22 protein-coding genes are annotated in these 24,560 nt (G+C 64.6%); 14 read left to right on the forward strand and 8 right to left on the reverse strand.

Translation table 11 applies throughout. The annotated features are described in order from the left end of the window. Positions 1 to 128: 128 nt before the first annotated feature. Together AC1VNY_RS10600 and AC1VNY_RS10605 are read left to right on the forward strand one after the other, a co-directional pair. Positions 129 to 278 carry a hypothetical protein gene (locus AC1VNY_RS10600; protein WP_482405101.1) on the forward strand — a complete coding sequence of 50 codons (150 nt, stop codon included), beginning with the start codon at positions 129 to 131 and terminating at the stop codon, positions 276 to 278. Positions 279 to 289: 11 nt separating this feature from the next. After that, positions 290 to 535 (forward strand): DUF6719 family protein, encoded by a 246-nt coding sequence (locus AC1VNY_RS10605; protein ID WP_051110164.1) that lies wholly within the window; start codon positions 290 to 292, stop codon positions 533 to 535. Between the two features lie 51 nt (positions 536 to 586). Here the strand turns inward: AC1VNY_RS10605 and AC1VNY_RS10610 are convergent, their stop codons facing one another. Beyond that, a complete protein-coding gene (locus AC1VNY_RS10610) occupies positions 587 to 991 on the reverse strand; it encodes a hypothetical protein (RefSeq protein ID WP_482405102.1) in 405 nt (134 codons plus the stop codon). A 40-nt stretch (positions 992 to 1,031) separates the two neighbouring features. After that, positions 1,032 to 1,409 carry a hypothetical protein gene (locus AC1VNY_RS10615; RefSeq protein WP_482405103.1) on the reverse strand — a complete coding sequence of 126 codons (378 nt, stop codon included), beginning with the start codon at positions 1,407 to 1,409 and terminating at the stop codon, positions 1,032 to 1,034. Positions 1,410 to 1,628: 219 nt separating this feature from the next. Between AC1VNY_RS10615 and AC1VNY_RS10620 the strand changes: the two genes are divergently transcribed. Continuing rightward, positions 1,629 to 1,844, forward strand: coding sequence for a hypothetical protein (locus AC1VNY_RS10620; protein ID WP_482405104.1), 216 nt, complete (start codon positions 1,629 to 1,631; stop codon positions 1,842 to 1,844). Between the two features lie 43 nt (positions 1,845 to 1,887). Here the strand turns inward: AC1VNY_RS10620 and AC1VNY_RS10625 are convergent, their stop codons facing one another. Beyond that, positions 1,888 to 2,445 carry a CreA family protein gene (locus AC1VNY_RS10625; RefSeq protein ID WP_482405105.1) on the reverse strand — a complete coding sequence of 186 codons (558 nt, stop codon included), beginning with the start codon at positions 2,443 to 2,445 and terminating at the stop codon, positions 1,888 to 1,890. A 222-nt stretch (positions 2,446 to 2,667) separates the two neighbouring features. Here AC1VNY_RS10625 and AC1VNY_RS10630 point away from each other — a divergent pair, with 222 nt between their 5' ends. The 4 genes from AC1VNY_RS10630 (at position 2,668) to AC1VNY_RS10645 (ending at position 6,802) form a co-directional block, all read left to right on the forward strand. Further along, on the forward strand, positions 2,668 to 4,377 hold the full coding sequence (locus AC1VNY_RS10630; RefSeq protein WP_482405106.1) for a L,D-transpeptidase: 1,710 nt from the start codon (positions 2,668 to 2,670) through the stop codon (positions 4,375 to 4,377). A gap of 107 nt (positions 4,378 to 4,484) precedes the next feature. Further along, positions 4,485 to 5,054, forward strand: coding sequence for a glutathione peroxidase (locus AC1VNY_RS10635; RefSeq protein ID WP_375764472.1), 570 nt, complete (start codon positions 4,485 to 4,487; stop codon positions 5,052 to 5,054). A 171-nt stretch (positions 5,055 to 5,225) separates the two neighbouring features. After that, entirely contained in the window at positions 5,226 to 6,227 is a 1,002-nt protein-coding gene (locus tag AC1VNY_RS10640; protein ID WP_253601123.1) for a polysaccharide deacetylase family protein, read from the forward strand. Between the two features lie 17 nt (positions 6,228 to 6,244). Next, positions 6,245 to 6,802 (forward strand): dihydrofolate reductase family protein, encoded by a 558-nt coding sequence (locus tag AC1VNY_RS10645; RefSeq protein ID WP_482405107.1) that lies wholly within the window; start codon positions 6,245 to 6,247, stop codon positions 6,800 to 6,802. A gap of 32 nt (positions 6,803 to 6,834) precedes the next feature. On the opposite strand, the gene AC1VNY_RS10650 is transcribed toward AC1VNY_RS10645, so the two are convergent. Continuing rightward, entirely contained in the window at positions 6,835 to 7,287 is a 453-nt protein-coding gene (locus tag AC1VNY_RS10650) for a DoxX family protein (protein WP_028344830.1), read from the reverse strand. Between the two features lie 154 nt (positions 7,288 to 7,441). Then, complete coding sequence (locus tag AC1VNY_RS10655) at positions 7,442 to 9,751, reverse strand: NADP-dependent malic enzyme (protein WP_225647189.1); 2,310 nt, start codon at positions 9,749 to 9,751, stop codon at positions 7,442 to 7,444. A 233-nt stretch (positions 9,752 to 9,984) separates the two neighbouring features. On the opposite strand from AC1VNY_RS10655, the gene AC1VNY_RS10660 reads away from it, so the two are divergent. Continuing rightward, entirely contained in the window at positions 9,985 to 11,976 is a 1,992-nt protein-coding gene (locus AC1VNY_RS10660; RefSeq protein ID WP_482405108.1) for a hypothetical protein, read from the forward strand. Positions 11,977 to 12,096: 120 nt separating this feature from the next. Here the strand turns inward: AC1VNY_RS10660 and aspS are convergent, their stop codons facing one another. Beyond that, positions 12,097 to 13,872 carry an aspartate--tRNA ligase gene (gene aspS, locus AC1VNY_RS10665; RefSeq protein WP_482405109.1) on the reverse strand — a complete coding sequence of 592 codons (1,776 nt, stop codon included), beginning with the start codon at positions 13,870 to 13,872 and terminating at the stop codon, positions 12,097 to 12,099. 201 nt (positions 13,873 to 14,073) lie between these two features. Between aspS and AC1VNY_RS10670 the strand changes: the two genes are divergently transcribed. Beyond that, complete coding sequence (locus tag AC1VNY_RS10670; RefSeq protein WP_482405110.1) at positions 14,074 to 15,546, forward strand: protein adenylyltransferase SelO; 1,473 nt, start codon at positions 14,074 to 14,076, stop codon at positions 15,544 to 15,546. A 50-nt stretch (positions 15,547 to 15,596) separates the two neighbouring features. On the opposite strand, the gene AC1VNY_RS10675 is transcribed toward AC1VNY_RS10670, so the two are convergent. Next, on the reverse strand, positions 15,597 to 16,283 hold the full coding sequence (locus tag AC1VNY_RS10675) for a hypothetical protein (RefSeq protein ID WP_482405111.1): 687 nt from the start codon (positions 16,281 to 16,283) through the stop codon (positions 15,597 to 15,599). A 331-nt stretch (positions 16,284 to 16,614) separates the two neighbouring features. Between AC1VNY_RS10675 and AC1VNY_RS10680 the strand changes: the two genes are divergently transcribed. From AC1VNY_RS10680 to AC1VNY_RS10700, 5 genes are all read left to right on the forward strand, one after another. Then, a complete protein-coding gene (locus tag AC1VNY_RS10680) occupies positions 16,615 to 16,818 on the forward strand; it encodes a hypothetical protein (protein ID WP_482405112.1) in 204 nt (67 codons plus the stop codon). A gap of 25 nt (positions 16,819 to 16,843) precedes the next feature. After that, positions 16,844 to 17,338: a YciE/YciF ferroxidase family protein gene (locus AC1VNY_RS10685; protein ID WP_028344824.1), complete on the forward strand. Its 495-nt coding sequence runs from the start codon at positions 16,844 to 16,846 to the stop codon at positions 17,336 to 17,338. A gap of 175 nt (positions 17,339 to 17,513) precedes the next feature. Next, positions 17,514 to 18,035 (forward strand): OsmC family protein, encoded by a 522-nt coding sequence (locus AC1VNY_RS10690; RefSeq protein WP_482405113.1) that lies wholly within the window; start codon positions 17,514 to 17,516, stop codon positions 18,033 to 18,035. Between the two features lie 446 nt (positions 18,036 to 18,481). Then, complete coding sequence (gene chrA / locus AC1VNY_RS10695; RefSeq protein ID WP_482405114.1) at positions 18,482 to 19,699, forward strand: chromate efflux transporter; 1,218 nt, start codon at positions 18,482 to 18,484, stop codon at positions 19,697 to 19,699. Positions 19,700 to 19,775: 76 nt separating this feature from the next. Continuing rightward, positions 19,776 to 20,924 (forward strand): acyltransferase family protein, encoded by a 1,149-nt coding sequence (locus AC1VNY_RS10700; protein WP_482405115.1) that lies wholly within the window; start codon positions 19,776 to 19,778, stop codon positions 20,922 to 20,924. Positions 20,925 to 21,073: 149 nt separating this feature from the next. Here AC1VNY_RS10700 and AC1VNY_RS10705 read toward each other — a convergent pair whose 3' ends face one another. Then, a complete protein-coding gene (locus AC1VNY_RS10705) occupies positions 21,074 to 24,538 on the reverse strand; it encodes an ATP-binding protein (RefSeq protein WP_482405116.1) in 3,465 nt (1,154 codons plus the stop codon). Between the last annotated feature and the right edge of the window lie 22 nt (positions 24,539 to 24,560).

Consider the following 24,560-nt stretch of genomic DNA (forward strand, 5'->3'; position numbering starts at 1 on the left):
AGTCAGAGCCTTCCGTTCCGATGGAATCGGAACGGGGCTCTTGATCCTTGTTTCGAAGCGTTTTCTTCACGCGAACCGATATCCACTTCGCTTGAAAACGCTCCAGTGCGAGCTTACGGAGATACCGGATGCCAAATCGCAACGTCCTGTATCTCGTGATCGCCGCGCTGATCGTGATCGCAGGCATGCTCGGGTACAATCTTTATCAGGCGAAGAAGCAGCCCGAAGGCCTTCAGATCAATGTCGGCCCCGACGGGCTCAAGATCCAGAACAAGTGAAGGAGGCCGCGATGCTGCGCTTGGGATTCGTCGCGCTGGTCAGCGTCGCAGCTCTTGGCGCGATGGCGCAATCCGCCGCAGCAGAGCAGTCCTACATGCGCGAGGGCGACATCGTCGATCTGCGGGTCGGCCAGCGCGTCCTTGTCGATGACGGCTCGTGCCCGGCCGGGCAGATCAAGCAGGTCGTCGGCTCCAGGCTGAGCCAGAACGGCGTGGTGCGGACCAGCAGCTGCGTGCCGCGCCTCGCCAAAAAGTAAAACGCCCCGCTGTCGCGAGGCGCTGCGGTCCTCATCGCTTTGATGCGCGGCTCAGTTCGAGACCGGCTCGAACATGCATTGCAGGGTCGGCTTGGCGATCTTGGTGAAGGTCGGGCCGATCTCGCCCTGCTTGGACGGCGGCACCCAATCGGTCTCGATGGTCGGCACGCCGGTCTCGCTGATGCCGCGCAGCAGCGCCTGGCGCAGGTCGGGATCGTCCACCGTCGCGGCGGCGTGGTCGTGCAGGCAGCCGCACACGGCCTCGGGATGCGCCCAGCGGCCAAGCATGTGCGGCGCGCATTGCCGCACGAACTCGTCGCGCGGTTCAGGCACACGGTACAGCGAGCGGATCTGCATCGATTCGAGCGGGAGCTGGGATTGGGCCTGCGCGGCGCCCGCAAAGGGGCCCATCAGGACGAGCGATGCCAAGATGGCGGAACAGATACGGAGCACCATGGGGGAGCCTTTACCGGCAGTTCTATTTTTTGCGTCGCGATCAGTTAGCCTGTGCCATCACCATCGGGGCCGGGGTGACCACCGGCGAGCCGTTATAGGAGAAGGTGCCGATTCCGGGCAAACCGCTGTCCGGGGAGCCTGCCATCGACGAACCGGCCATCACAAAGGCGAAGGCGAGGATCAGGCTCATGGTCCGCATCTGACAGTCTCCGTTATTCCGCTCGGCATCCGGCGCCGTTGTGTGACGGTCTGATAACGATCTGCCGTTTCCGGAGTTCTGCGGAACAAGCCGAAAATGGTTTCGTCGGACCTGGAATTGTTTCGTCGACCAGCGGTCCACGAAACATTCGCCGGAAAACACCAATGATTTCAACGGCAGGAGCGTGGCCGAAAGGCTGTTGAAAACTTCGCGCGCCAATGCCCGACCCCGGCCACTGCCGGAGCAACGGCCAATTATGCATGCAAACTGAACGAGCTAGCGCGTTTTGTTAACGTTCCTCTGCTGAGAGAGGAAGCAGCACAGCAAGTACGGCGGTGAACCGGGCGGCGGTTTGGCCGACTCATCTGGGCGCCGTGCAACCATCTTCGCGGTGGCACGTTGTGGTAATCCCTCCCGATCCAACGAAGGATATCAGTCGTGGGCAATGGCAACATAGGTGTTGGCAATGAATCCGCGGCGAGCAAATCCGGCCAGCAGCAGATGACGGCCGCGATGCCGCAGCAAGGCGCCTACGTCATGGGCGACAATGAGTGCGCACCGCAGAAGCTGGTCCGCCTCGTCGGCTGCCGCGATTCGAAGGTCAAGCCGGGCCTTCGCATCAGCGCGAAGCAGTTCGGGCAAACCGAGCGCTAGCTCGCCCACCGCCTCAGCCGCCTGGGCCAAGCCCCTGCTCCAGCTATTGAATGAACTCGCCGCACTTCTGCACGGCGGCATCGGCCGCGCCCCACGGCATGATCGGCACCGACGACGTCGAGTTCTTTGGCGAGCCCTCGATCAGGCGGTCCGAATAGACCATGTAGACCAGCACATTGCGCTTGGCGTCGCAGCCACGCACGATCTGCATCTTCTTGAAGAACAGCGACCGGCGCTTGCTGAACATGTCGTCGCCCTGCCCGAGCTTGGTCTTGAAGCGGATCGGCCCGATCTGCCGGCACGCCAGCGAGATATCGGAGACTTCCTCGGCAAGGCCAAGCCAGCCCTTGAAGCCGCCCTTCTCCGGCACCGTGAAGTGACAGGCGACGCCCTCTACCTCGGGATCGTCGACGCCATAGGTCGCGAGCTTGTCGTTGGGGCTCACCCATTTGAACACGGTGGAGCGGCGGAAGATCAGGTCCGGCTCGTCGGCCGCGGCCGCGGGACCTGCCTGCCCCAAAGCCAGCAACGTCAGCAGCACCGCGCATCCCCAGCGAGACAACCGTCGCAGGTCACACAAGCTCACATATCTCGATGTCATTGAGGTCTCCGCGGGTGGGTCCCGCCTATGTAGTGCGCAAACGCCGCACAGGAAGGCGCTGACAGTTCGGTGATCGGACCGCGCGCTTTAACCTCTTGTGAGGCTTTTTTGCTACTCTTTCGTCGAAAATTCGCCCCTCACGGAAGGGTTAGAACGCTTGCGCTGGTGAACGCGTTGTGCGTCTGCGACAACCAACAGGTAGCTTGGACTGGGATTCGGAATATGCGCGCAGGTGGACGGCGGATTTCGATTTTTGATGTTGCGAATGAGCGGTTCTGGCAGCTTGCAATTCTGACGACCGCCGGCACCGTCGCCGCCTCCACACAGGCCGATGCAGCGCTCTATTACTGGAATCGCGACTCCGCCTTCTACGGCGACTACGAGCCGATGCCACAGCCGCACCGGCAGAAGCCGAAGCGCAACACGGCCAAGAAGAATCCGGCGCTCGAGAAGGAGGCCGGCGGCAAGCCGCAGGGTCCCCTGATCATCTCGGTCTCGATCGACCAGCAGCGGGTCAGCCTCTACGACGCCAACGGCCTCTATGCCGAGAGCCCGGTGTCAACGGGCATGAAGGGGCACTCGACCCCAATGGGTGTCTTCAGCGTCATCCAGAAGCAGAAGTATCACCAGTCCAACATCTACAGCGGCGCGCCGATGCCGTATATGCAGCGCATCACCTGGTCGGGCATCGCCATGCACGCCGGCGTGCTGCCCGGCTATCCGGCCTCCCATGGCTGCATCCGCATGCCGATGTCGTTCGCGGTCAAGATGTACAACTGGACGCGAATGGGCGCCCGCGTGTTCGTCACGCCGGGCACGATCTCTCCGGAGAGTTTCTCCCATCCGCTGCTGGTCACGCAGAAGGTGGCGCCGCAGCAGCCGGTCGCCGACGACATACTGAAGATGGATGCGCCGCTCGGCGTGAAGAGCGACAAGGGCGCCGACAAGCAGTCCAGTCTCGATTTGCGCAGCAGCGTCGGCCATGCCGCCGCGTCGCTGCGCGACAACACCCACACCGCCGACGCCAGCAGCGCGATGCCGGCAGCGAGTGCGTCGGTGACGATGTCCGATGCGTCCTCTTCCACAGCGCGCGACCCCATCGCGGAGAAGCTCGCAGCGGACAAGTCCGAGACGGCCGCCGCCGACAAGCCGGCCGAGGCCAATTCGGCCGCCCGCGACAGCAATACGACCACAGATGACAGGACGATCGGCGAAACCACCGCCAGCACCGACACGCCAAAGAGCGAGGTCTCCGCAAGCGATCCGGTGAAGGCGGAAGCCAAAGCCGACGAGCCGAAGGTGGACGCCGCCAAGCCCGGCGTTGCCGAGGTGCCCAAGACCGACGCGTCGAAGACCGACGCATCGAAGACCGACGCATCGAAGGCCGATGACAAGCCCGCCGAGGCAGCCGCCGATACGCCCGACGCCAAGAAGGATCCGGCGCGGCTGCCGGGCGTCGCGAGGATCGACGTGTCGAAGCGCGCCGGCCAGATCGCGGTGTTCATCAGCCGCAAGGATTCCAAACTCTATGTGCGGCAGAATTTCGCGCCACTGTTCGAGGTGCCGGTGACGATTGCGGCGAGCGACCGGCCGCTCGGCACGCATGTGTTCACCGCGCAAGCCGACAAGACCGATACGAACCTGCTGCGCTGGTCGGTGGTGACGCTGCCGACCCGTAACGCTGGCCGCATCGACGTCGAGGAGCGCGCGTCGCATCGCCGCAAGGTCGCGGCCGCAGCGGTGGCCGAGGCCAAGCCGCAGCCGGTGACCAACACCCCGGCCGAGGCGCTCGACCGCATCTCCATTCCGGCCGACGTGATGGCGCGGATCAGCGAAGCGCTCGGCACCGGCGGATCGATCATCGTCTCCGACCTTGGCGTGAACCAGGGCGAGACCGGCGAAGGCACCGACTTCATCCTGCCGCTGCGCTGAGGTCTCCGTACGGGCGACCAACTGGGCCCGCCCATAACGCCTTCTTGAAAGCCTGAGCCGGCCCGCTGGATTATGATGTCCACGACATCTGTTCCGGGGACGAGACCATGATGGACCGCAGGACACTGATCGTGGCCGCGATAGCCGCAGCCGCAGCATCCCGCCCGCTGCATGCCGAGCAGCCCGCGATGAGCCGGATCACCGCCTACGCCTTCTCATTCCCGGCACTCGGCGGCGGCGATATCAGACTAGCCGACTACGCCGGCCGTCCCCTGATGATCGTGAACACGGCCTCGCTTTGTGGCTTCACGCCGCAATACGCCGGCCTGCAGCAACTCTGGACCGAATTCCGCGATCGCGGCTTCGTCATCATCGGCGTCCCCTCCAATGATTTCGGCGGCCAGGAGCCCGGCGGCCCGACCGAGATCGCCGAGACTGCGCAGCATCAATATGGCGTCACCTTCCCGATCGCGGCGAAAGCAATCGTCCGCGGCGCGAGCGCGCATCCGTTCTACCGCTGGGCGGCGGAGGCCCGGCCCAAGGACGTGCCGCGCTGGAATTTTCACAAATACCTGATCGGCCGCGACGGCTACATCGCCGACGTTTTCGCTGAGTCGGTTGCGCCCGACGACACGCGCATCAAGACCGGGATCGCACGGGCACTGGCGGCCGCCTGAGATATCGCGATAATCCCCGGAATTAACTGATCCGACGAGGATTTTGGACACGCGCTCGCCACGTTCATTGCCTTGGCGTCGCCACTGCGACTAGGGTACGATCGGTTGGGGGCGAAGCGACCCGGTCGCGGCATTGCCGGCGCCGGGAGCGCGATCAGCAGGGAACACGCCATGCGCATTGCGACAGGTCTGATTTTCGCAGGGACCGTATCGTTGCTCGCGTCGAGCGCAGCTTGGTCGCAGACGCCGCCCGCCAAGGGCGCCACCGCGGCACCGGCAGCACCAGCGGCCGCGGCCCCCGCGCCCGCCGCCGCAGCCCCGGCACCGGCAACCGCAACGGCAGCCCCGGTTCCGCCGAAGCAACCGCCGCAGCCGGCGCGCGCCGCCTGCAACAATCCGAACGCGCTCGGCGTCGGCCGCACGGTCGAGATCGACACCACCGGCGGTCCCGGCTTCGGCTTCGAGCATTTCAAGCAACTCGACTTCCTGCGCGACCATGAGGTGGTGCTGACCTTCGACGACGGCCCGTGGCCGGGCAACACGCCGGCCGTGCTGAAGGCGCTCGCGGATGAATGTACCACGGGCATCTTCTTCCCGATCGGCAAGCACGCGACCTATCACCCCGAAATCCTGCGGCAGGTCTATGCCGCCGGCCACACGGTCGGCGCCCACACCTGGTCGCACGCCAATCTGAACAACAAGAAGCTCACCGAGGATCAGAAGAAGGACGAGATCGAGCGCGGCTACGCCGCGGTCAAGTGGGCGCTCGAGACCTCACCCTCGCCGTTCTTCCGCTTCCCGGCGCTGCAGCATCCGCCGGAGATGGTGACCTATCTCGGCAACCGCAACATCGCGATCTTCTCCTGCGACCTCGACTCCTTCGACTTCAAGGCGAGCAAGCCGCAGCAGGTGATCGACACCGTGATGAAGAAGCTGAACAAGCTCGGCAAGGGCATCATCCTAATGCACGACTTCCAGAAGCACACCGCGGAAGCCCTGCCCACGCTACTGACGCAGCTCAAGGCCGGCGGCTACAAGGTGGTCGCGATGCGCGCCAAGTTCCCGGTGACGGTGCTGCCGCAATACGAGCAGGAGCTCGCCAAGGACGTCAAGCTGCCGACCGTAAGCTCGCGCCCGGTGAACAGCGTCGTCACGACCGTCGATCAGCAATAGCGCCGGCGACAATCCTGGTGGGTGCGCTGCGTATCGAAGGCTTCGTCATCGTCTCCGCCGATGGCCGGCTGGCGAATGCGCGGAATGTGATGCCCGACGATCTCAGGATCGAGGGCGACAAGCGTTTCTTCACCGCGGCCCTCGACCGCGCCGACCTCGTCGTGCATGGCCGTCACTCCCAGGAAGAGCAGCCGAACGCGCCAAGGCGGCGGCGCCTGATCCTGACCAGCAAGGTCGCGGTCACCGCGCCCGACCCCGCTAATCCGAAGGCGCTGTTGTGGAATCCCGCCGGCTGCCCATTCGAGACCGCGAGCCGCGAGGCCGGCGTGACCTCGGGCATGGTCGCGATCATCGGCGGGCCCGGCGTGTTCGGCATGTTCATGGACCGCTACGACACGTTCTGGCTCTCGGTCGCGCCGAAGGTGCGCATCCCCGATGGCGAGCCGTGCTTTCCCGGCGTCCCCGCACGCAGCCCGCAGCAGGTGCTGTCAGCGCACGGCCTGCACGCCGGCGCGCCGGAACTGATCGACGCCGCGCATGACGTCAGCGTGACGCCGTGGCGGCGCGTGGGTTGAAAGCGGCTCTACCCATCCTACGCCGTATCGTCCTACACGTCCCCATAGGCCGGGTCGTCGCGGCGCGGGCCGCGGCCGTAGCCGGCGATGATGAATAGCGCGCCGATCAGCGACAGGTTCTTCAGCGCATCGATCAGCGTCCTGAGATTGTCGGGCGCCGGCTGATTCCAGAAATCATGGAAGTAGAAGGTGGCGAAGCACACGAAGATGATCAGGAGGATCGCGAAGAACCGCGCCAGCACGTTCACCGCGATCATCAGCCCCGCGACGATCTCGAAGCCACCGATCGTGATCGCCAGCAGCTGCATGAACGGCATGCCGACGGCGGCTTCGATCTGCTGCGTATAGGGCGCGACCACGGCCGGGATCGTCACCTTGGCCGCCAGCAGATCTGCCGTCGCCTGGATGCCGAACAGCTTGCTCGCTCCCGAATACAGGAACAGCACGGCGAACAGGATCCGCCCGAAGGTGATGAACGCTGGCATGGGTCGGCCTCACTGGATGGCGGAAATCGGACGAAGCAGGCGAAGCGATTATGGTCGCTCCGCCTGCCTCGATCAAATCGAATCCATCCCGGTTCAAACACGATGCGGAAAACCGCTGCGGTTTTCCGAACATAACGTGCTCAAACAACGGCCGTCAGCCGAACAGCGTCGGCTGCGCGCGGCCGGCGCGCTCCTGGGCTTCGACGGCGGCAACCGCCGTCATGTTGAGGATGCCGCGCGCCGTCACGCCGGGGGTGAGGATGTGCGCCGGGCGCGCCGGACCGATCAGGATCGGCCCCACCGGCAACGCGTTGGCCAGCGATTTGATCATCTGGTAGGCGATGTTGGCGGCATCGAGGTTCGGCATGATCAGGATGTTGGCCTCGCCTTCCAGCCGCGACTGCGGCAGCACCAGGCGCCGTGCCGCAGCCGACAGCGCGGTGTCGCCCTGCATCTCGCCGTCGGCCTCGATCTCCGGATGCTTGTCCTTCAGGAGCTGGGTTGCCCGCCGCATCTTGCGCGAGGAATCCGTGTCATAGCTGCCGAAGTCGGAATGTGACACGAAGGCGACCCTCGGCTTGAAGGCGAAGCGCTGGACGTGGATTGCCGCAAGCGACGCCACTTCGGCGAGCTCCTCCGCGCTCGGGTTCGGCCGCACCTGGGTATCGGCGAGGAAATGCGCGCCGGTGGAGGTGATCATCAGCGCCAGCGCGGCATAGTCGCTGACACCCGGCAGAAAGCCGATGATCTCGCGGACATGGCGCAGATGGCTCATGTAGCGGCCCTCGACGCCGCACAGCATCGCGTCGGCCTCGCCACGCGAGACCGCAAGCGCCGCGATCACCGTATTGTTGGTGCGGACCACGGTCCGCGCGGCCTCCGGCGTCACGCCGCGCCGGCCGGCGACGTCGATATAGGACTGCACATAGGAACGGTAGCGCGGATCGTCCTCGGGATTGATCAGGTCGAAATCGCGGCCGGCCTTGATCGACAGGCCGAAGCGCTTGATCCTGGTCTCGACCACCGACGGCCGGCCGACCAGGATCGGCCGCGCCAGTTTCTCCTCGAGCACCACCTGCGTTGCGCGCAGCACGCGCTCGTCCTCGCCTTCGGCGTAGATCACGCGCACCGGCTGGGTCTTCGCCTTGGCGAACACCGGCTTCATGGTGAGGCCGGAGCGGAAGGCGAAGCGTTCGAGGTTGGCAGCGTATTCGTCGAAATTGGTGATCGGCCGGGTCGCGACGCCGGACTCGATCGCGGCCTTGGCCACCGCCGGCGCGATGCGCAGGATCAGGCGCGGATCGAACGGGCTCGGGATCAGCGAGCCCGGGCCGAACCCCTGTGTCTCGCCGCTCTCGAAACCATGGGCCACCGCATCCGACGGCGGATCGCGCGCGAGCTGCGCGATCGCGTCGACCGCGGCGTGCTTCATCGCCTCGTTGATCGCGGTGGCGCCGACATCGAGTGCGCCGCGGAAGATGAAGGGGAAGCAGAGCACGTTGTTGACCTGGTTCGGGAAGTCCGACCGTCCGGTGCAGATCATCGCGTCGGGACGCGCCAGACGCGCCTCATCCGGCATGATCTCCGGCACCGGATTGGCAAGCGCCATCACCAGCGGCTTGTCGCCCATCTGCTTGACCATTTCGGGCTTCAGCACGCCCGGCGCCGACAGGCCGATGAAGATGTCCGCGCCCGGAATGACGTCGGCGAGCACGCGTGCGTCGGTCTTCTGGGTATAGACCGCCTTCCAGCGATCCATCGTGGTGTTGCGGCCCTCATAGACCACACCGTCGATGTCGCAGACCCAGATGTTCTTGCGCTGCGCCCCCATCGAGACCAGCAGATTGAGGGTTGCGATCGCAGCCGCGCCCGCGCCCGAACAGACGATCTTCACGTCGGACAGTTGCTTGCCGTTCAACAACAGCCCGTTGACGATCGCGGCGGCGACGATGATGGCGGTGCCGTGCTGGTCGTCATGGAAGACCGGAATCTTCATGCGCTCCTTGAGCTGCGCCTCGATCTCGAAGCACTCAGGTCCGCGGATGTCCTCGAGGTTGATGCCGCCGAAGGTCGGCTCCAGTGCGGCAACGGTCTCGACCACGCGCTCGATCGTGTCGGCCTTGATCTCGATGTCGAACACGTCGATGCCGGCGAATTTCTTGAACAGCACCGCCTTGCCTTCCATGACGGGCTTGGAGGCCAGCGGACCGATATTGCCGAGACCGAGCACCGCGGTCCCGTTCGAGACCACGGCCACCAGATTGGCGCGGGCGGTGAGCGAGGCCGCCTCGGCCGGGTTCTTGGCGATCTCGGTGCAGGCGGCGGCCACGCCCGGCGAATAGGCCAGCGCCAGGTCACGCTGGTTGGCAAGCGGCTTGATCGCCTGGATCTCGAGCTTGCCCGGCCGCGGCAGCCGGTGATAGGCGAGCGCCGCGTTATGGAGTTCTTCAGACGATGACGACATGCGTACTCCCCGCGTTTCCGGCCCAAATTTCTTGTTTCTGTGCTAATCCAGGCGAAAGTCATTTGTCCGGCAAATCGAGCCGGATGTGAAGCATGTCCAGCCGCTTGGATGCAACATCGGATAATGTCCCCGTCAACAGGGCCGGGCCGGCCGTTCATCGACGCCTGCCCCTCCCCGCGCCATTCCGCCGGGGATTGGCAATTTTTTTCCCTTGATGATCCGGAGTTGACCGAATGAAGAAAATTCTGCTCGGCCTGATCGCCGTCGCAGTCCTCGCGGCCGGCGGCTACTTCGGTTTCGACTTCTATGCCCAGCGCCGGGTCACCCGCGACGTCGAGGCCGCGTTCGAGCAGGTCCGCGCCACCGGCGCCAAGGCGAGCCACGGCAAGATCACCTTCGACGTCAAGAGCCGCACCCTGACGATCGCGGACGTCGCGACCGAGTCGGGGACGCAATCCCCGGTCAGCGTCAAGATTGCCAGTCTCACGATGACCGGCCTCGGTCAAACCGACACGGCGCGGGTCTCCGCCGGCAATGTCGAGTTGAGCGATATCGAGATCGGCGTGGCGGGACCGACCCCGACGATCACCTCACTGACCTACAAGGCGCCGCGGATCACGGTGAAGGATTATTCCGGCCCCGCCAGCCTGCCCCAGCTTCCGGCCTCGTCGTCGATCTTCGAACTGTACCGGTCCGCGTTCGGACTGCTCGCGAGCATCAACGCGTCATCGGTCACTGCGCCCAGCTTGACCGGAACGATGACCTTCAGCGCCGCCACAAAAGCCGGCGACGGCGCCGGCGGCGAATTCGCCTATTCGGGCATCGCCATCGAAAACATGAAGGACGGAAAGATCGCGTCCAGCAAGACCGGCAAGGTTGTGTTCACGATCAACCAGCAGGCAGCAGGCAAGCCGATCAAGCTGACTGGCGAACTCGCCAATGTCGCCGCGGCCGACATCGACGTCGGCGCGATGGCGGCGATATTCGATCCAGGCAGGGCCAACGATGACAGGGAGTACCGGGTTCAGGGACGCGTTTCGGCCGGTCCTTATGTCATCACCGCGACGCCAGGCGTGAACATGCGGATCGACGGCATCACCGTCGACGACGTCAGGATCAACCCGGCACGGATGCAGCTGCCGGTGCTGCTGGCAATGATCCCGCCGCAACGGAGTCCGCCGCCGTCTGCCGCCCAGGCGCGCGAACTGCTGGACAAGGTCGCCGGCCTCTATTCGGGCATCGGAATTGCAAATGCTGAGATGCATGGGCTCTCGGTCGAGACGCCGCAGGGCCCGCTCAAGCTCGCCTCGATGCGGTTCAACTTCGAACACGGCAAGATCGGCGAGCTTGCGGTCGAGGGACTCGATACCCGTGCGCCGAACGGTCCCATCAAGGTCGGACGCTTCGCGCTGAAGTCGCTGGACGTTGCCAGCTTCATGCGGCTCTCGGCACAGTTCGCTGCGCAGAAGCCGTCCGCTGAACAGGCGCTGGCGTTGTTGCCGCTGATCGAGGGCGTCGAAGTCAAGGGTGTCGCGTCGACCTACAAAGCCACCGGCAAGCCGGTCAACATCGATGTCTTTAGTCTCGACTGGGGCCAGTTCGTCGGATCGATCCCGAGCAAGCTGCGGCTGGTCGCGAAGCTGGCGGCGCCGCTGGACGCAGCCGATCCGCGGCAGCAACCGCTCGTCGCCGCCGGGATCGACCGGATGGCCGTCGATGCCGATCTCGGCGCCGCCTGGACCGAGGCGTCACGCGCGTTCGAACTCGAGCCGGTCAAGCTCGACATGGCGGGCCTGTTGAACGCGTCGGCGAAGGTCGCGCTCGGCAACGTGCCGCGCGAGGCATTCTCGACCAGCGCCGCGGAAGCCATGGGCGCGGCCGCGCAGATCGAGACGGGCACGATCGAGCTCACGGTTCACGACCTCGGCGTCATCGATCTCGCGGTCGCTCAATTTGCGCGCACCTGGAACGTTAGCCGCGACGAGGCGCGCAAGGTCATCCTCGACGCCATCAAGGCGCAGGGCGGCGAGATCGGCGGCGGCAATCCCGACGCCAGCGCCCTCCTTACCGCGATCAGCCAGTTCATCGAGACGCCGGGCCAGACGCTGGTCATCAAGCTGACCCCGCGCGCGAAAGCGCCGGCGCTTCAATTGATGCAGTTGCTCAAGACCGATCCGCAATCGGCGCTGGCGCAATTCCGGATCGAGGCCTCGACGGGGTTGTGATTCTCCCACCCGTAGCCCGGATGGAGCGAAGCGCAATCCGGGAACAGCGTCGCCGCAGGAGGGACCGCCCCGGATTTCGCTTTCGCTCCATCCGGGCTACGGTTTCACTCTTCCTTCCGCCTAACCCTTCGCCGGCAGGTTGGTGCGGATGTGCAGCTCCTTGAGCTGCTTCGGCGTTGCTTCCGATGGCGCGCCCATCAGCAGGTCCATGGCCTGCTGGTTCATCGGGAACAGCGAGATCTCGCGCAGATTGTTGGTGCCGCAGAGCAGCATCACGATGCGGTCGAGGCCGGCCGCCATGCCGCCATGCGGCGGGGCGCCGTACTGGAACGCACGGTACATGCCGCCGAAACGGTCGATGACCTCCTGCTCGCCATAGCCCGCGATCTCGAACGCCTTCACCATCGCTTCCGGCTTGTGGTTGCGGATGCCGCCGGAGGCGATCTCGTAGCCGTTGCAGGCGATGTCGTACTGGAACGCCTTGACGGTCAGCGGGTCCTGCGACGTCAGCGCGTCGAGGCCGCCCTGCGGCATCGAGAACGGGTTGTGCGAGAAGTCGACCTTCTTGTTCTCCTCGTCATACTCGTACATCGGGAAGTCGACGATCCAGGCGAGCTCGAACCGGTCCTTGTCGATCAGGTTCAATTCCTCGCCGAGCTTGGTGCGCGCGAGACCCGCGAACTTCCAGAACTTCTCGGGATCGCCGGCGACGAAGAACGCCGCATCGCCTTCCTTGAGGCCGAGCTGGTCGCGGATCGCAGCCGTCCGCTCCGGGCCGATGTTGTTCGCCAAGGGACCTGCGCCCTCGCCGCCCTCGCGCCACATGATGTAGCCGAGGCCGGGCTGGCCTTCGCCCTGCGCCCAGGAGTTCATGCGGTCGCAGAACGCGCGGCTGCCGCCGCCGGTGCCGGGGATCGCCCAGACCTGGTTCTTCGGGTCTTCCAGCATCCGCGCGAACACCTTGAAGCCGGAGCCGCGGAAGTGCTCGGAGACTTCCTGCATCACGATCTTGTTGCGCAGGTCGGGCTTGTCGGAGCCGTATTTGCGCACCGCCTCCGCGAACGGAATCCGCGGCCAGTTCTTCGTCACCGGCTTGCCCTTGGCAAAGTCCTCGAACACGCCGGTGATGACAGGCTCCATCGCCGCGAACACGTCGTCCTGGGTCACAAAACTCATCTCGACGTCGAGCTGATAGAACTCGCCCGGCAGGCGGTCGGCGCGCGGGTCCTCGTCGCGGAAGCACGGCGCGATCTGGAAGTAGCGGTCGAAGCCCGACATCATCAGCAGCTGCTTGTACTGCTGCGGCGCCTGCGGCAGCGCGTAGAACTTGCCGGGATGGATGCGCGACGGCACCAGGAAGTCGCGCGCGCCTTCCGGCGACGACGCCGTCAGGATCGGGGTCTGGAATTCGAAGAAGCCCTGCTCCTTCATCCGCTTGCGCATGGAATCAACCACCGCGCCGCGGGTCATGATGTTCTGGTGCAGCTTCTCGCGACGCAGGTCGAGGAAGCGGTATTTGAGCCTGATATCTTCGGGATATTCCTGCTCGCCGAACACCGGCAGCGGCAGCTCGGCCGCCGGGCCCAGCACCTCGATCTCCTTGATGTAGATCTCGACCATGCCGGTCGGCAGCTCCGGATTGTCGGTGCCGGCGGGACGGCGGCGCACCTTGCCGTCGATCCGCACCACCCATTCGGAGCGGAACTTCTCGACCTCGGCGAACGCCGGCGAGTCCGGATCGGCCACGCATTGGGTGATGCCGTAATGGTCGCGCAGATCGACGAACAGCACGCCGCCATGGTCGCGGACCCGGTGAACCCAACCCGAAAGCCGGACCGTCTGGTCGATATCGCCCTCTCGGAGCGCGCCGCATGTGTGTGACCGGTAGCGATGCATAGTCTGTCCAAAAAACTGATGTCGGAGGAGAATCGCGATAGGAAATTTCCTATCCGAAGGCGCTGGGTTTACCCGAGCCCGCTCGGGGCGGCAACCAAGGGAACGCCCACTTTTGGCCCGAAACCGCACATTTTACGGCGATCCAGCGCCAGGTGGCCGCCAATCGTTTGCCTATTCGGCCCGCAGGCCTATCTTCGGGATATGACCATCCATTTCCCGTTCCAGAACACCTATTCGGCGCTGCCGGCGAACTTTTTCGCCCGCGTCGCGCCGACCCCGGTGGCCTCCCCGCGGCTGATCAAGCTGAACCGGGCGCTCGCGGTCCAGCTCGGGCTGGACCCGGACCTGCTCTCGACGCCGGAGGGCGCCGAAATCCTTGCCGGAAAGCGGCTGCCTGACGGCGCCGACCCGATCGCCATGGCCTATGCCGGCCACCAGTTCGGACACTTTGTTCCCCAGCTCGGCGACGGCCGCGCCATCCTGCTCGGCGAGGTCATCGACAGGGACGGCGTCCGCCGCGACATCCAGCTCAAGGGATCCGGCCCGACCCCGTTCTCCCGCCGCGGCGACGGCCGCGCCGCGCTCGGTCCGGTGCTGCGCGAATACATCGTCAGCGAGGCGATGTTCGCCTTGGGCATCCCGACCACCAGATCACTTGCGGCGGTCGTCACCGGCGAGCCCGTGATGCGCGAGACCGCCCTGCCCGGCGCGGTGCTGACCCGCGTCGCCGCGAGCCACATCCGCGTCGGCACCTTCCAGTTCTTCGCCGCCCGCGGCGACACCGACGGCGTGCGCGCGCTCGCCGACCATGTCATCGCCAGGCACTATCCAGAGCTGAAGGACGCCGCCCAGCCGTATCACGCCCTGCTCGCCGGTGTCGTGGCGCGGCAGGCCGCGCTGGTCGCGCGCTGGCTCCTGGTCGGATTCATCCACGGCGTGATGAACACCGACAACACCTCGATCTCGGGCGAGACCATCGATTACGGTCCCTGCGCCTTCCTCGATGCCTACAACCCAGCGCAGGTGTTCTCCTCGATCGACGAGATGGGCCGCTACGCCTATGCCAACCAGCCGCGCATCGCGTTGTGGAATCTGACCCGGCTCGCCGAATGCCTGCTGCCGCTGTTCGCTGACGAGCAGGAGAAGGCGATCGAACAGGCGCAAGTGATCCTCGGCGAATTCCCCGAAAAGTTCACCGCAGCCTATAACGCCGGGCTGCGCGCCAAGGTCGGCCTGTTCACCACACGCGACGGCGACGAGGCGCTGATCCAGGATCTGCTGGACGCGATGGCCAAGAACGCGGCCGACTTCACGCTGACCTTCCGCCATCTCGGCGAAGCCGCGAGCGATGACACCGCCGACGTCCGCGCGCAGTTCACCGATCCCGCAGCGTTCGACGAATGGGCCGCCCGCTGGCGCGCCCGCCTCGCGCTGGAACAGCAAACGCCGGCCGAGCGCAAGGCCGCGATGGGTGCCGTCAATCCGGCCTTCATCCCGCGCAACCACCGCATCGAGGCGGTGATTGCGGCTGCGGTGAACTCGGATGACTACACGCCGTTCGAGGAATTGCTGACGGTGCTGGCAAAGCCCTACGAGAACCAGCCGCAATACGCGGCCTATGCCGATCCGCCGCTCCCCGAGCAGCGCGTGACGCAGACGTTCTGCGGGACGTGAAGCCACTCACGCACGAGAAAGCAGCCGCAAATGCCGGGCGACCCGCCGAATTATCCCGCCCCCATCTCGGATTCTAAGGACACCGGACGATGAGCCAGGGTCTCGGTCATCACCTCGCCGCCAGCTTCGAGCAGCGCTTTCGATAGCTCCTCTGCAACTTTTGCAGCGCCATCGCTATCGATGATGGCACGCACGGCGCCACCCGCAGCCAGCCCACCGACGCCCCCGACGATCTTCCCAACCATGGAGGACACCTGCTTACGTCGCGCGGTTTGCTTGATCGCCTGGGTCAGTTCAATCGGAAATTCCACTCTCGTGAGAGACGCGAATATCCGCCTGTTCGGCATCGCTGCAAACCAGACAATCAATGCGCTCAGGCAGATGAGACCACAAAACGCGAGGATTGTGATCCACACTCCGCGTTCGAAGACAAGGAACATCGCAGCATAGAAGGCGGCGATCCAGGCAACCACAAGGCAGATTCCGATGCGTCGATCGCGCGCGCGCAGTGCGGTCATCGTGTGCCAATCGATGACATGACCGTGCGAGGGATCCGCCACGGTAATCACCCAAAGACGATCGTTGGCATCATCTGCCCGATTTGGCTTCAGTTCGTCCGGGCAGGACAGGACAGGAATTTCCTTCTTGGTCACGGCGCGAAAATAGGCGTCATACGAACTCTTGATCCACTGAGCCGTTCTCGGCGTGGCCACAATGCGAACCGTCGAGGAATTCATCTGCCATCCCAAAATAGACTTGCGTTTCAATCGGGCATCGACGCTCCAACAATGGACATCGACCCGTATCGCTCAACTATGATGCCAGACTACAACCAAACGGCGAGCAAGAGAAGGCCAGGTCGACGCTCAAGTCCGCGCCCGAGTAATCGATCGGCGCTCGCGCAGCTCCCGTCGGCCCTCCCTGTCCTGCGCATTCCGGCCGGTGGCGTGGCGCCGCGCCCCTGATTTGTTTGCAACGATTTCGCGCGCGCATCGTTGGCCGGGCAGCGCGGAGCGTGCGGCCTCGTCCGATCCAGGTTCCGTGCCGCCGAGATGATGGAGCGCCAGCATGAACCAGCGCGACGACGATCTGAAAGCCGCGATCGAGCGCAGCAACCCGAACGGCGTCGAGCCGCCCTTCTCCGAGGACGATCTGCAGCGCCGGCAACTCGGGCCGCGCGGCGTGCCCGGGCAAGCGGATCCGGCGAAGATGACGCCACAACGTGCCAAGAAAACGCCGATCGATTCCGGTTCCGGCGGCCACACCGCCTGAGCACCGAAACAAGAAGGGTTTCACGATGAGGATCACCAGCTTCAAGGACATGTATGTCGCCGAGCTTCAGGAACTCGCAAGCGTCGAGGAGCAACTCGCCGTGGCGCTGGCGCGGATGGCGGAGATCGCTTCGCATCCGTCGCTCAAGGATGCGTTCAGCCGCCATCACCGCGAGACCATCGTGCAGGGCGAGCGGCTGAAATCGCTGCTGCGGATGCATGGCGCCGATCCGCTGGAGCACACCGACCAGGCCATGCAGGCGTTGATCCACGAGACCGCCAAGATGGTCTCGCTGCTGCCCGACGACAATCTGCGCGATGCCGGCCTCGTCGCGTCGGCGCAGAAGCTCGCGCATTACGAGATCGCCGCCTATGGCAGCGCGGCCGCCCTCGCCGGCCAGCTCAACCTGCGCGACGACCAGCGGCTCCTGCACGACAGTCTCGACGAAGAGCGGCACGTCGACACGCTGCTGACGGCGCTCGCCAAGGGCGAGATCAACCAGGACGCCCTCGCCGCGTAACGCCGGATGTGTAGAGCCGTTGGCTCTACTCATCCTACGCATTTACGCGCGCGGGAAAAATGCTGCTGAAAATTTCGCGCTTCGCGGAGCTGCTGTCGTTTTTATCCCGCGACTATTGCCCCGCGTGAGCCGTTCGATCAGCCTCGCATCATCGATGCCATGGGGAAGACGAACGATGAGCTTCAGGTTCAAGCAGGTTTTCGCAGACACCCAGCAGGCGCTTGGCGCCGATCCGGCGCAGGCGCAGGCCGTGTTCCAGGCGACTTCGCAACTCGGCGACGGCGTCAATAGCCGCGTTGCCGTGCGGCAATTCAACGTCAGCGTCGACGAGCCGCCGGCGCTGGGCGGCCAGGACACCGCACCGAACCCGGTCGAGTACATCCTCGCCGCGCTCGGCTCATGCCAGGAGATCACCTATCGGCTCTATGCCGACGCGCTCGGCATTCCCCTCAACGGTGTATCCGTCAAGCTGTCGGGCGCCATCGATCTGCGCGGCTTCTTCAGCGTCGATCCAGACGTGCGAGCTGGTTTCCAGCAGATCGAGGCCGAGGTCGCCATCGACAGTCCGGCCTCCGCGGCCGACATCGCCCGGCTGAAGGAAACCGTCGACCGTCATTGCCCCGTGCTGGACATCCTGCGGAACCCGACGCCGGTGAATCTTAAGCTGCGCACCGGGCCCTTGAGCGTGGCCGCCTAAAGCATGATCCGGAAAAGTGCAAAGCGGTTTTCCGGCGCGACAAGCGCGGAACGCGTTTGCGCGGAGATCATGCGCAAACAGAGAGCTCAAGCGCGGTGACCACCGCGCTTGAGTTCCCCCATGTGAGCGTTAACTCACTCTCCACCATGCGCCGAGGCCGGCAGCGGTAACCATAAGGCTTAACAGCGCGTCAACGCTCCCCCAACAAGTCTAACTGTTTCTGATGGGGGAGAATGGCCCGTGGACGCATTTGCATTCGAATTTATGGGATTGGCGATGATCGCGCTCTGTCTCGTCGTGCTGGCGATGCCCGCCGCGCGCCGGCCGTCGAAGAACATCCGCTACGAGTGAGCCGCGGGAAATAGCGCGCTCAAACATCATCGAACGGCGATATGCTCGCGCTGACGAGTCCTGACCTGGGACGCCAGCCAGGGAATTGACGACGCTTGAACGACACCGACGTCCCGCAGCCAGGCACAGCGCCCGCCACCGCGAGCTCGACGCACTCGCCGCTGGAGGTGCTGCTCATCTTCTTCAAGCTCGGCGTCAGCTGCTTCGGCGGCCCGATCGCCCATATCGGCTATTTCCGCGACGAGTTCGTCACCCGCAGGCGCTGGCTTGACGAACAGGCCTATGCGGATCTGGTCGCGCTCTGCCAATTCCTGCCGGGCCCGGCGAGCAGCCAGGTCGGCTTTTCGCTCGGCCTGATGCGCGCCGGGTACCTGGGGGCGCTGGCGGCCTGGACCGGATTCACGCTGCCCTCGGCGATCGCGCTGGTGCTGTTTGCCTTCGGCGCCAGCGGATTGAGCGGTCCTGCGGGTACCGGCCTGGTGCACGGCCTCAAGCTGGTCGCGGTGGCGATCGTCGCCCAGGCCTTCTGGGGCATGGCGCGCTCGCTCTGTCCCGATCGCGAACGCGCCTCGATCGCGACGGTCGCAGCACTCGTCATCCTCGTAAGTTCGTCGTCGATCGCGCAGATCGGCGCCATCGTGCTCGGCGCCGTCGCCGGGTTCTGGTTCTGCAGGGCCCAACAGGCCAACGGGGTCACCCATATCGCGATGCCGGTATCGCGCCGCGTTGGCGTCGCAGCGCTGATCCTGTTCGTCGCGCTGTTGGTCGGACTGCCGCTGCTGTCGCGGACATGGCCCGGCCTTGGCCTGTTCGAAGCCTTCTACCGCTCGGGCGCGCTGGTGTTCGGCGGCGGCCACGTCGTCTTGCCGCTGCTGCGCGAAGCCGTGGTGACGCCGGGCTGGATCGGCGACGATGCGTTCCTGACCGGCTACGGCGCCGCGCAGGCGGTGCCGGGCCCGCTATTCACCTTTGCCGCCTACCTCGGCGCCGTGATCGGCGGCATGCCGGGCGCGATCGTCGGCCTCGTCGGCATCTTCCTGCCGGGAATTCTCGTCCTGCTCGGGGCGCTGCCGTTCTGGGATAGCTTTCGCAAACGGCCGGCGGCGCAGGCGATGATGCGCGGCGTCAACGCCGCCGTCGTCGGCATTCTGGGGGCCGCGCTCTACAATCCGGTGTGGACCAGCAGCGTCCACCGTTCGCTCGATTTCGGCATCGCGCTGGCCGGCTTCGTCCTGCTCACGGCGTGGCGCGCACCGCCGCTCGTGGTGGTGGTGCTCAGCGCGGCCGCCGGCATCGCCACGGGGCTCCTGTAATCGTGAACGATCGCGCCGTCGTTTCGCCGCGCGGATTAAGAACGCCTTCATGCCTCGCCGCCACGATAGCGGATATATGCCGAGCGCTTCTAAACAACCAACCCGGGTTCCCGTGCTGGACCTGCTGCGGCTTGCCGCGGTCGGGGCCGTGATCCTGTATCACTACGGCTTCTGGGGCGTGGCATCGAACGGCGTGCAAAAGGTGGCGATGCCGTACCTCGCCCCGGTCGCGCAATACGGCTTCCTCGGCGTTCCCGTGTTCTTCGCGATCTCTGGCTTCGTCATTGCCTATTCCGCCGAGGGCCGCACGCCGATCGGTTTCGCGATCGCCCGCTTCAGCCGCATCTATCCGACCTTCGTCATCTGCATGACGCTGACCTTTCTCGCGACGCTGCTGCTGGGCCACGCGTACTTCCACGTGACGTGGGGGCAATGGCTGGCAAACCTGTTCATCGCGGCCCCGATGCTCGGTCAGCCCTACATGGACGACGCCTATTGGTCGCTGGTGATCGAGGTCGTGTTCTACGCCTGGATCGCGCTGTTCCTGGCCTGGGGCATCTTTCCGCGGCGGATCGACACGATCATCGTGGCGTGGATCGCAGTCACTTTCGCCAACGAGCTCACCATCGACGTTCCCCTGTTCGAGAAACTGTTCGTGGCCGACGACAGCGGCTTCTTCGCCGTCGGCCTCCTGATCTATGAGCATTACCGCGGACGGCGCGACACCAGGCTGTACAGCCTGCTGACGCTCGCGATGGGCACGGCGACATTCCAGGCGGTGCACAAGCTGGAGCGGCTCGGCGTCCACACCCATGGCAGCTTCGATCCCATGGTCGTGACGGCGATCTGCATCGTCTCGCTCGGCATCGTGTTCGCCGCCACCCGCATCAAGTCGGTGCCGCTGCCGGCGGGCCTCGTCAGGGCCGTCGGCGGCATCACCTACCCGCTCTATCTGCTGCATCTGCAGCTCGGCTACGTCATCCTGCTCCTGATCACACCAACGCCGGACGCGCTGTCGACCGTGCTGGTCGTGACGGGCATGGTGGTGCTGGCATGGTTCGTCTGGCGCTTCCTGGAAGGTCCCGCGCATTACCTGGTCAGGGACAAGCTGACGATGCTGGCCTCGCGCCACGGATGGCCGTCACGCATTCGTGCGGGCGAAGCGCGGATCGATCGGGACGACGTTGCCCCGCCAATCGAGGCCGGCAGCATCGCCAACCGCTGATCAGTCCGGCGCACATCGCCGGAGCAGCATCCGACGTTGCCGCCGTCGCGAACCTTGGGCCGAAACGAACACCGTCATTCATCTGCGATGCGTGGTGACGACGGTCAGGCGCAAGCGGGCGGATGGCGCCCGGGGGCGACTCGATATCCTCAGACCCGCCCGCTCCATTCATGATCTCCGGGCATTTCCATTGCCAGTTCATTCGCCAGCTCGAGCGCTTCCTTGACGTCAGGCGTAGACAGACCTTCCGTGAACGTTCGCACGACTGGTAGCAACAGCTCGGCCGCTCGCGCCTGTTTGCCGGAATGTCGCCATAGGCGCGCCAGGCTGACAGCCGACCGCAATTCAAAGGACCGCGCGCTTTGCCCGCGCGCCAGCTCGATCGAGGCGAGGAACATTCGCTCGGCGGATTCGACGGACGATGATTTCGCGCAATTGAGCGTCATCTCACCTTGCAGACGATAGATCTCGGCTTCGTAAAAATGCTCTCCCGTTCTTCTCCCGATCGCCAATGCGCTGTCGAGTTCGCGCAAGGCAGCATCCGGCAAGCCGGCACTTGCATAAGCCTTTGCGAGCAGGCTCCTGAACCAGCAACTGGCGAGCCGGGCGCTCATGCCCTCGTAGCCGTCGATAGCCATTCGCATCTGGTTCAATCCCTCATCGACATTCCCAAGCTCGGTCATCGCCCACCCTCGCAGGATGGTTGTCTGATGCTTCCAATGCAGGAAGCCGTGTTCCGATGAGAGGGCCAGTGCCCTGTTGGTGTAGTCGTGGGTCCCTTCGACATCGCGGAGATGCTGGCAAACGTAAGCGCCGAATGTCAGCGCAAACGACAAGGTGAAGGGGTGGCGAAGGTCTTCAGCTTCCGAAATAGCCTGCTGGCTATATCGGCGCGCCGCGTCAGGACGGCCCAGAAACCACGACACGTACCCGAGATACGAGAGCGAGACGATGCCAGGATGGATGCCATGCGTTGCCGTCAGGGCGCCGTGTAGATCAGGACTGTACAGGTTCCTGAAGCGATGAAGGTGATGTTCGGCGGCGACAAACCGCCCGCGGTACAGCATGGTCATCGCGATCGCCCGATGCGCCTCGATCAGATATCCCGTCTGCGTCGCAGACGATCCTCGGTTCGATGCCTCGCGCCTTGCGAACTGCAGGAGCTCCGCGCTCAGCTCATGCGCCCGTGCGAGATCGCCGCGGATAAAGTGGCACACCCAAAGTCCGCGCGTCGCCGCAAAGACCTTCGCCATGTTGTCAAGATGCCGCCCGAGTTCGAGCGCGCGAACATAGTTCTCCTCGACTTCCTGGACGGCGTATCCCTTTGCCGCGATCAGGGCGGTGCCCAGGGCGATGCGAAGCTCAAGCTCGGACTCGTTTCGGCCCTGCATGCCGGGTGAGGCTTGCAGAACCCCGAGCCCACGACGCAAATGACCGATCGCCTCCAGAGTCGCACCCTTCATTGCGGCCTGCTTTCCGGCCTTGAGCCAGAAACCCGCAGCCGGCTCGCTTTGGCCAGACTCGGTCAGGTGGTAGGCGAGAAGCTCCGGTTCGCGCTCGATCTTTTCCGGATATTTTTCGGCCAGCACGCGTGCGATCTTGGCGTGCAGCGTCCTTCTTTCCCTGTGCAACAAGCTTTCATGCGCCGCATTCTGGATCATCACGTGCTTGAACGAGTACAGCGCCTCCGGCAGAAAGCCGAAGCGGACGATCAATCCGGCTGCCTCCAGATGGTTCAGGGCGGCTTCGATCTGGTCCGCCGGCGCCTCGGCAACCTCGCGAAGGATTTCATAAGAGAACTCGCGGCCGATGGTGGCGCCGATCTGCGCGATTTTCTTGAACGATCCCATCCGGTCAAGGCGGGCCATCAGGGAATCGTTCAATGTCGCGGGAATAGCGAGCTGATGCCACGGACCGGATAAGACGTAACGTCCATGTTGCTCAGTCAGGACGTCGGATTCGAGAACGGCCTTGGTCAGCTCTTCAAGGAAGAGCGGCACGCCATCGGTCTTGACAATGATGTCCTCAATCACCTCTCTGGGAAGCTCCTTTTCTCCAGCCACACGTTCGACCAATATCGTGCGGACCTGTCGGCCGAGACGCTTGAGGTTCGCACTGATGGTGTGCGCGTGGTCCTTCCAGCCCGGCTGAAACTCCGGACGACAGGTGATCACGACGAGGATCGACGCGTTGCGAACGTTCTCCACCAGCAGATCGAGCACGGCCCGCGAGGTGGGATCGATCCAATGTGCGTCCTCAAAATCGATCAGGAGCGTCTGCCCGCGCGCTTGCGCGAGCAGATGGTTGACGAGCGTGGCAATCGTCGCATCCTTCAGCTGTTGCGGCGAGAGATCCGGGGTCGCATAGCGGTCCCCCGTCGGAATTGAAAGCAACGCCGCAAGGATCGGTACCACTGTGTCCATCTCGCCGTTCGAGGCGGCGACACCGGCTTCAAGCTTTGTCAGCCAAAGCGCAGACGCGTTCTCGCCGTCAAGGCCGAGCGCGAATTTGAGATGCTCGATGAAGGGGTGAAAAGCGGTGCTGCTGTAATAGGGAGAGCACTGGAACGAAACTTGTCCGTGCTGATCACCTGCGATCCGCTCCCGCAATTCCTGAACGATCCTGGACTTTCCGATTCCCGGCTCGCCCGTCAGCAGCACGACCTGCCCCTCATGGGCTTTCGCTTGCTGCCAACGCGTGAGCAGCAACGCCACCTCTTCGGTGCGGTTGACCAGCGGCGTCAATCTGGAGCCCATGGCCGCGGCAAATCGCGTCTCGGCGCGGCAGGGCCGAACCACGAGCCAGGCCTGGGCCTTCGCGGATATCCCCTTCAGCGCGTGAAATCCTAAGTCCTGGTAGTCGAACTTTCCTCTCAGCAGGGATTGCGTCGAAGACGCAATGACGACGCCGTCCGGAGGCGCCAAGGCCTGCAGACGGGCAGCCAGGTTTGGCGTCTCGCCGACTGCGGAATCGTGCTCCTCGGTGTCCTGTCCAACCAGGTCTCCGACGACAACAAGGCCGGTCGCAATCCCAATGCGCACACTGGGCCCATGACTTGTAACGTCGCGGGCGTCACTCGCTCTCGCCGACGACAGGCTCCGTACAATTTCGAGCGCCGCCCGCACCGACCGCTCGGCGTCATCCTCATGCGCATTCGGATAGCCGAAATAGACCAGAATGCCGTCCCCGAGGTAGCGGGCCGCGAAGCCTTCGTACCGCTTGACCACGCTGACGCACTTTTCCCTGAAGCTCGCGATGATGTCGCGGACGTCTTCGGGATCGAACTGTTCGGACAGCGAGGTCGAACCGACCATGTCGCAGAACATCACGGTCAGCTGGCGCCGCTCGGCGCTCACCGCTGCGCCTTCTGCGACGCTCCTACCGCCGGCGCGACCTTTTGCCGAACCGGTCAGGGAAGCAACCGCGCGCTGCAAGCGCTTGCGATCTCCAAGCGGAAGTCCAAGTTCGACCAGATCCCGCTCGGTCAGATCGGGCAGGATGTCCAAACCGATGCGATGCAGCACGAAGAGGTCGCTGTACTGGCCGAGATCAACGGTTTCGAGCCAGTGCTTGAGAGCAGCCTCCATAGCGGCGCCTGGCTGTTTCTCCGGCATTGTGATCCGTCCGATTGCGGGC

Source organism: Bradyrhizobium ferriligni, from assembly GCF_056837965.1.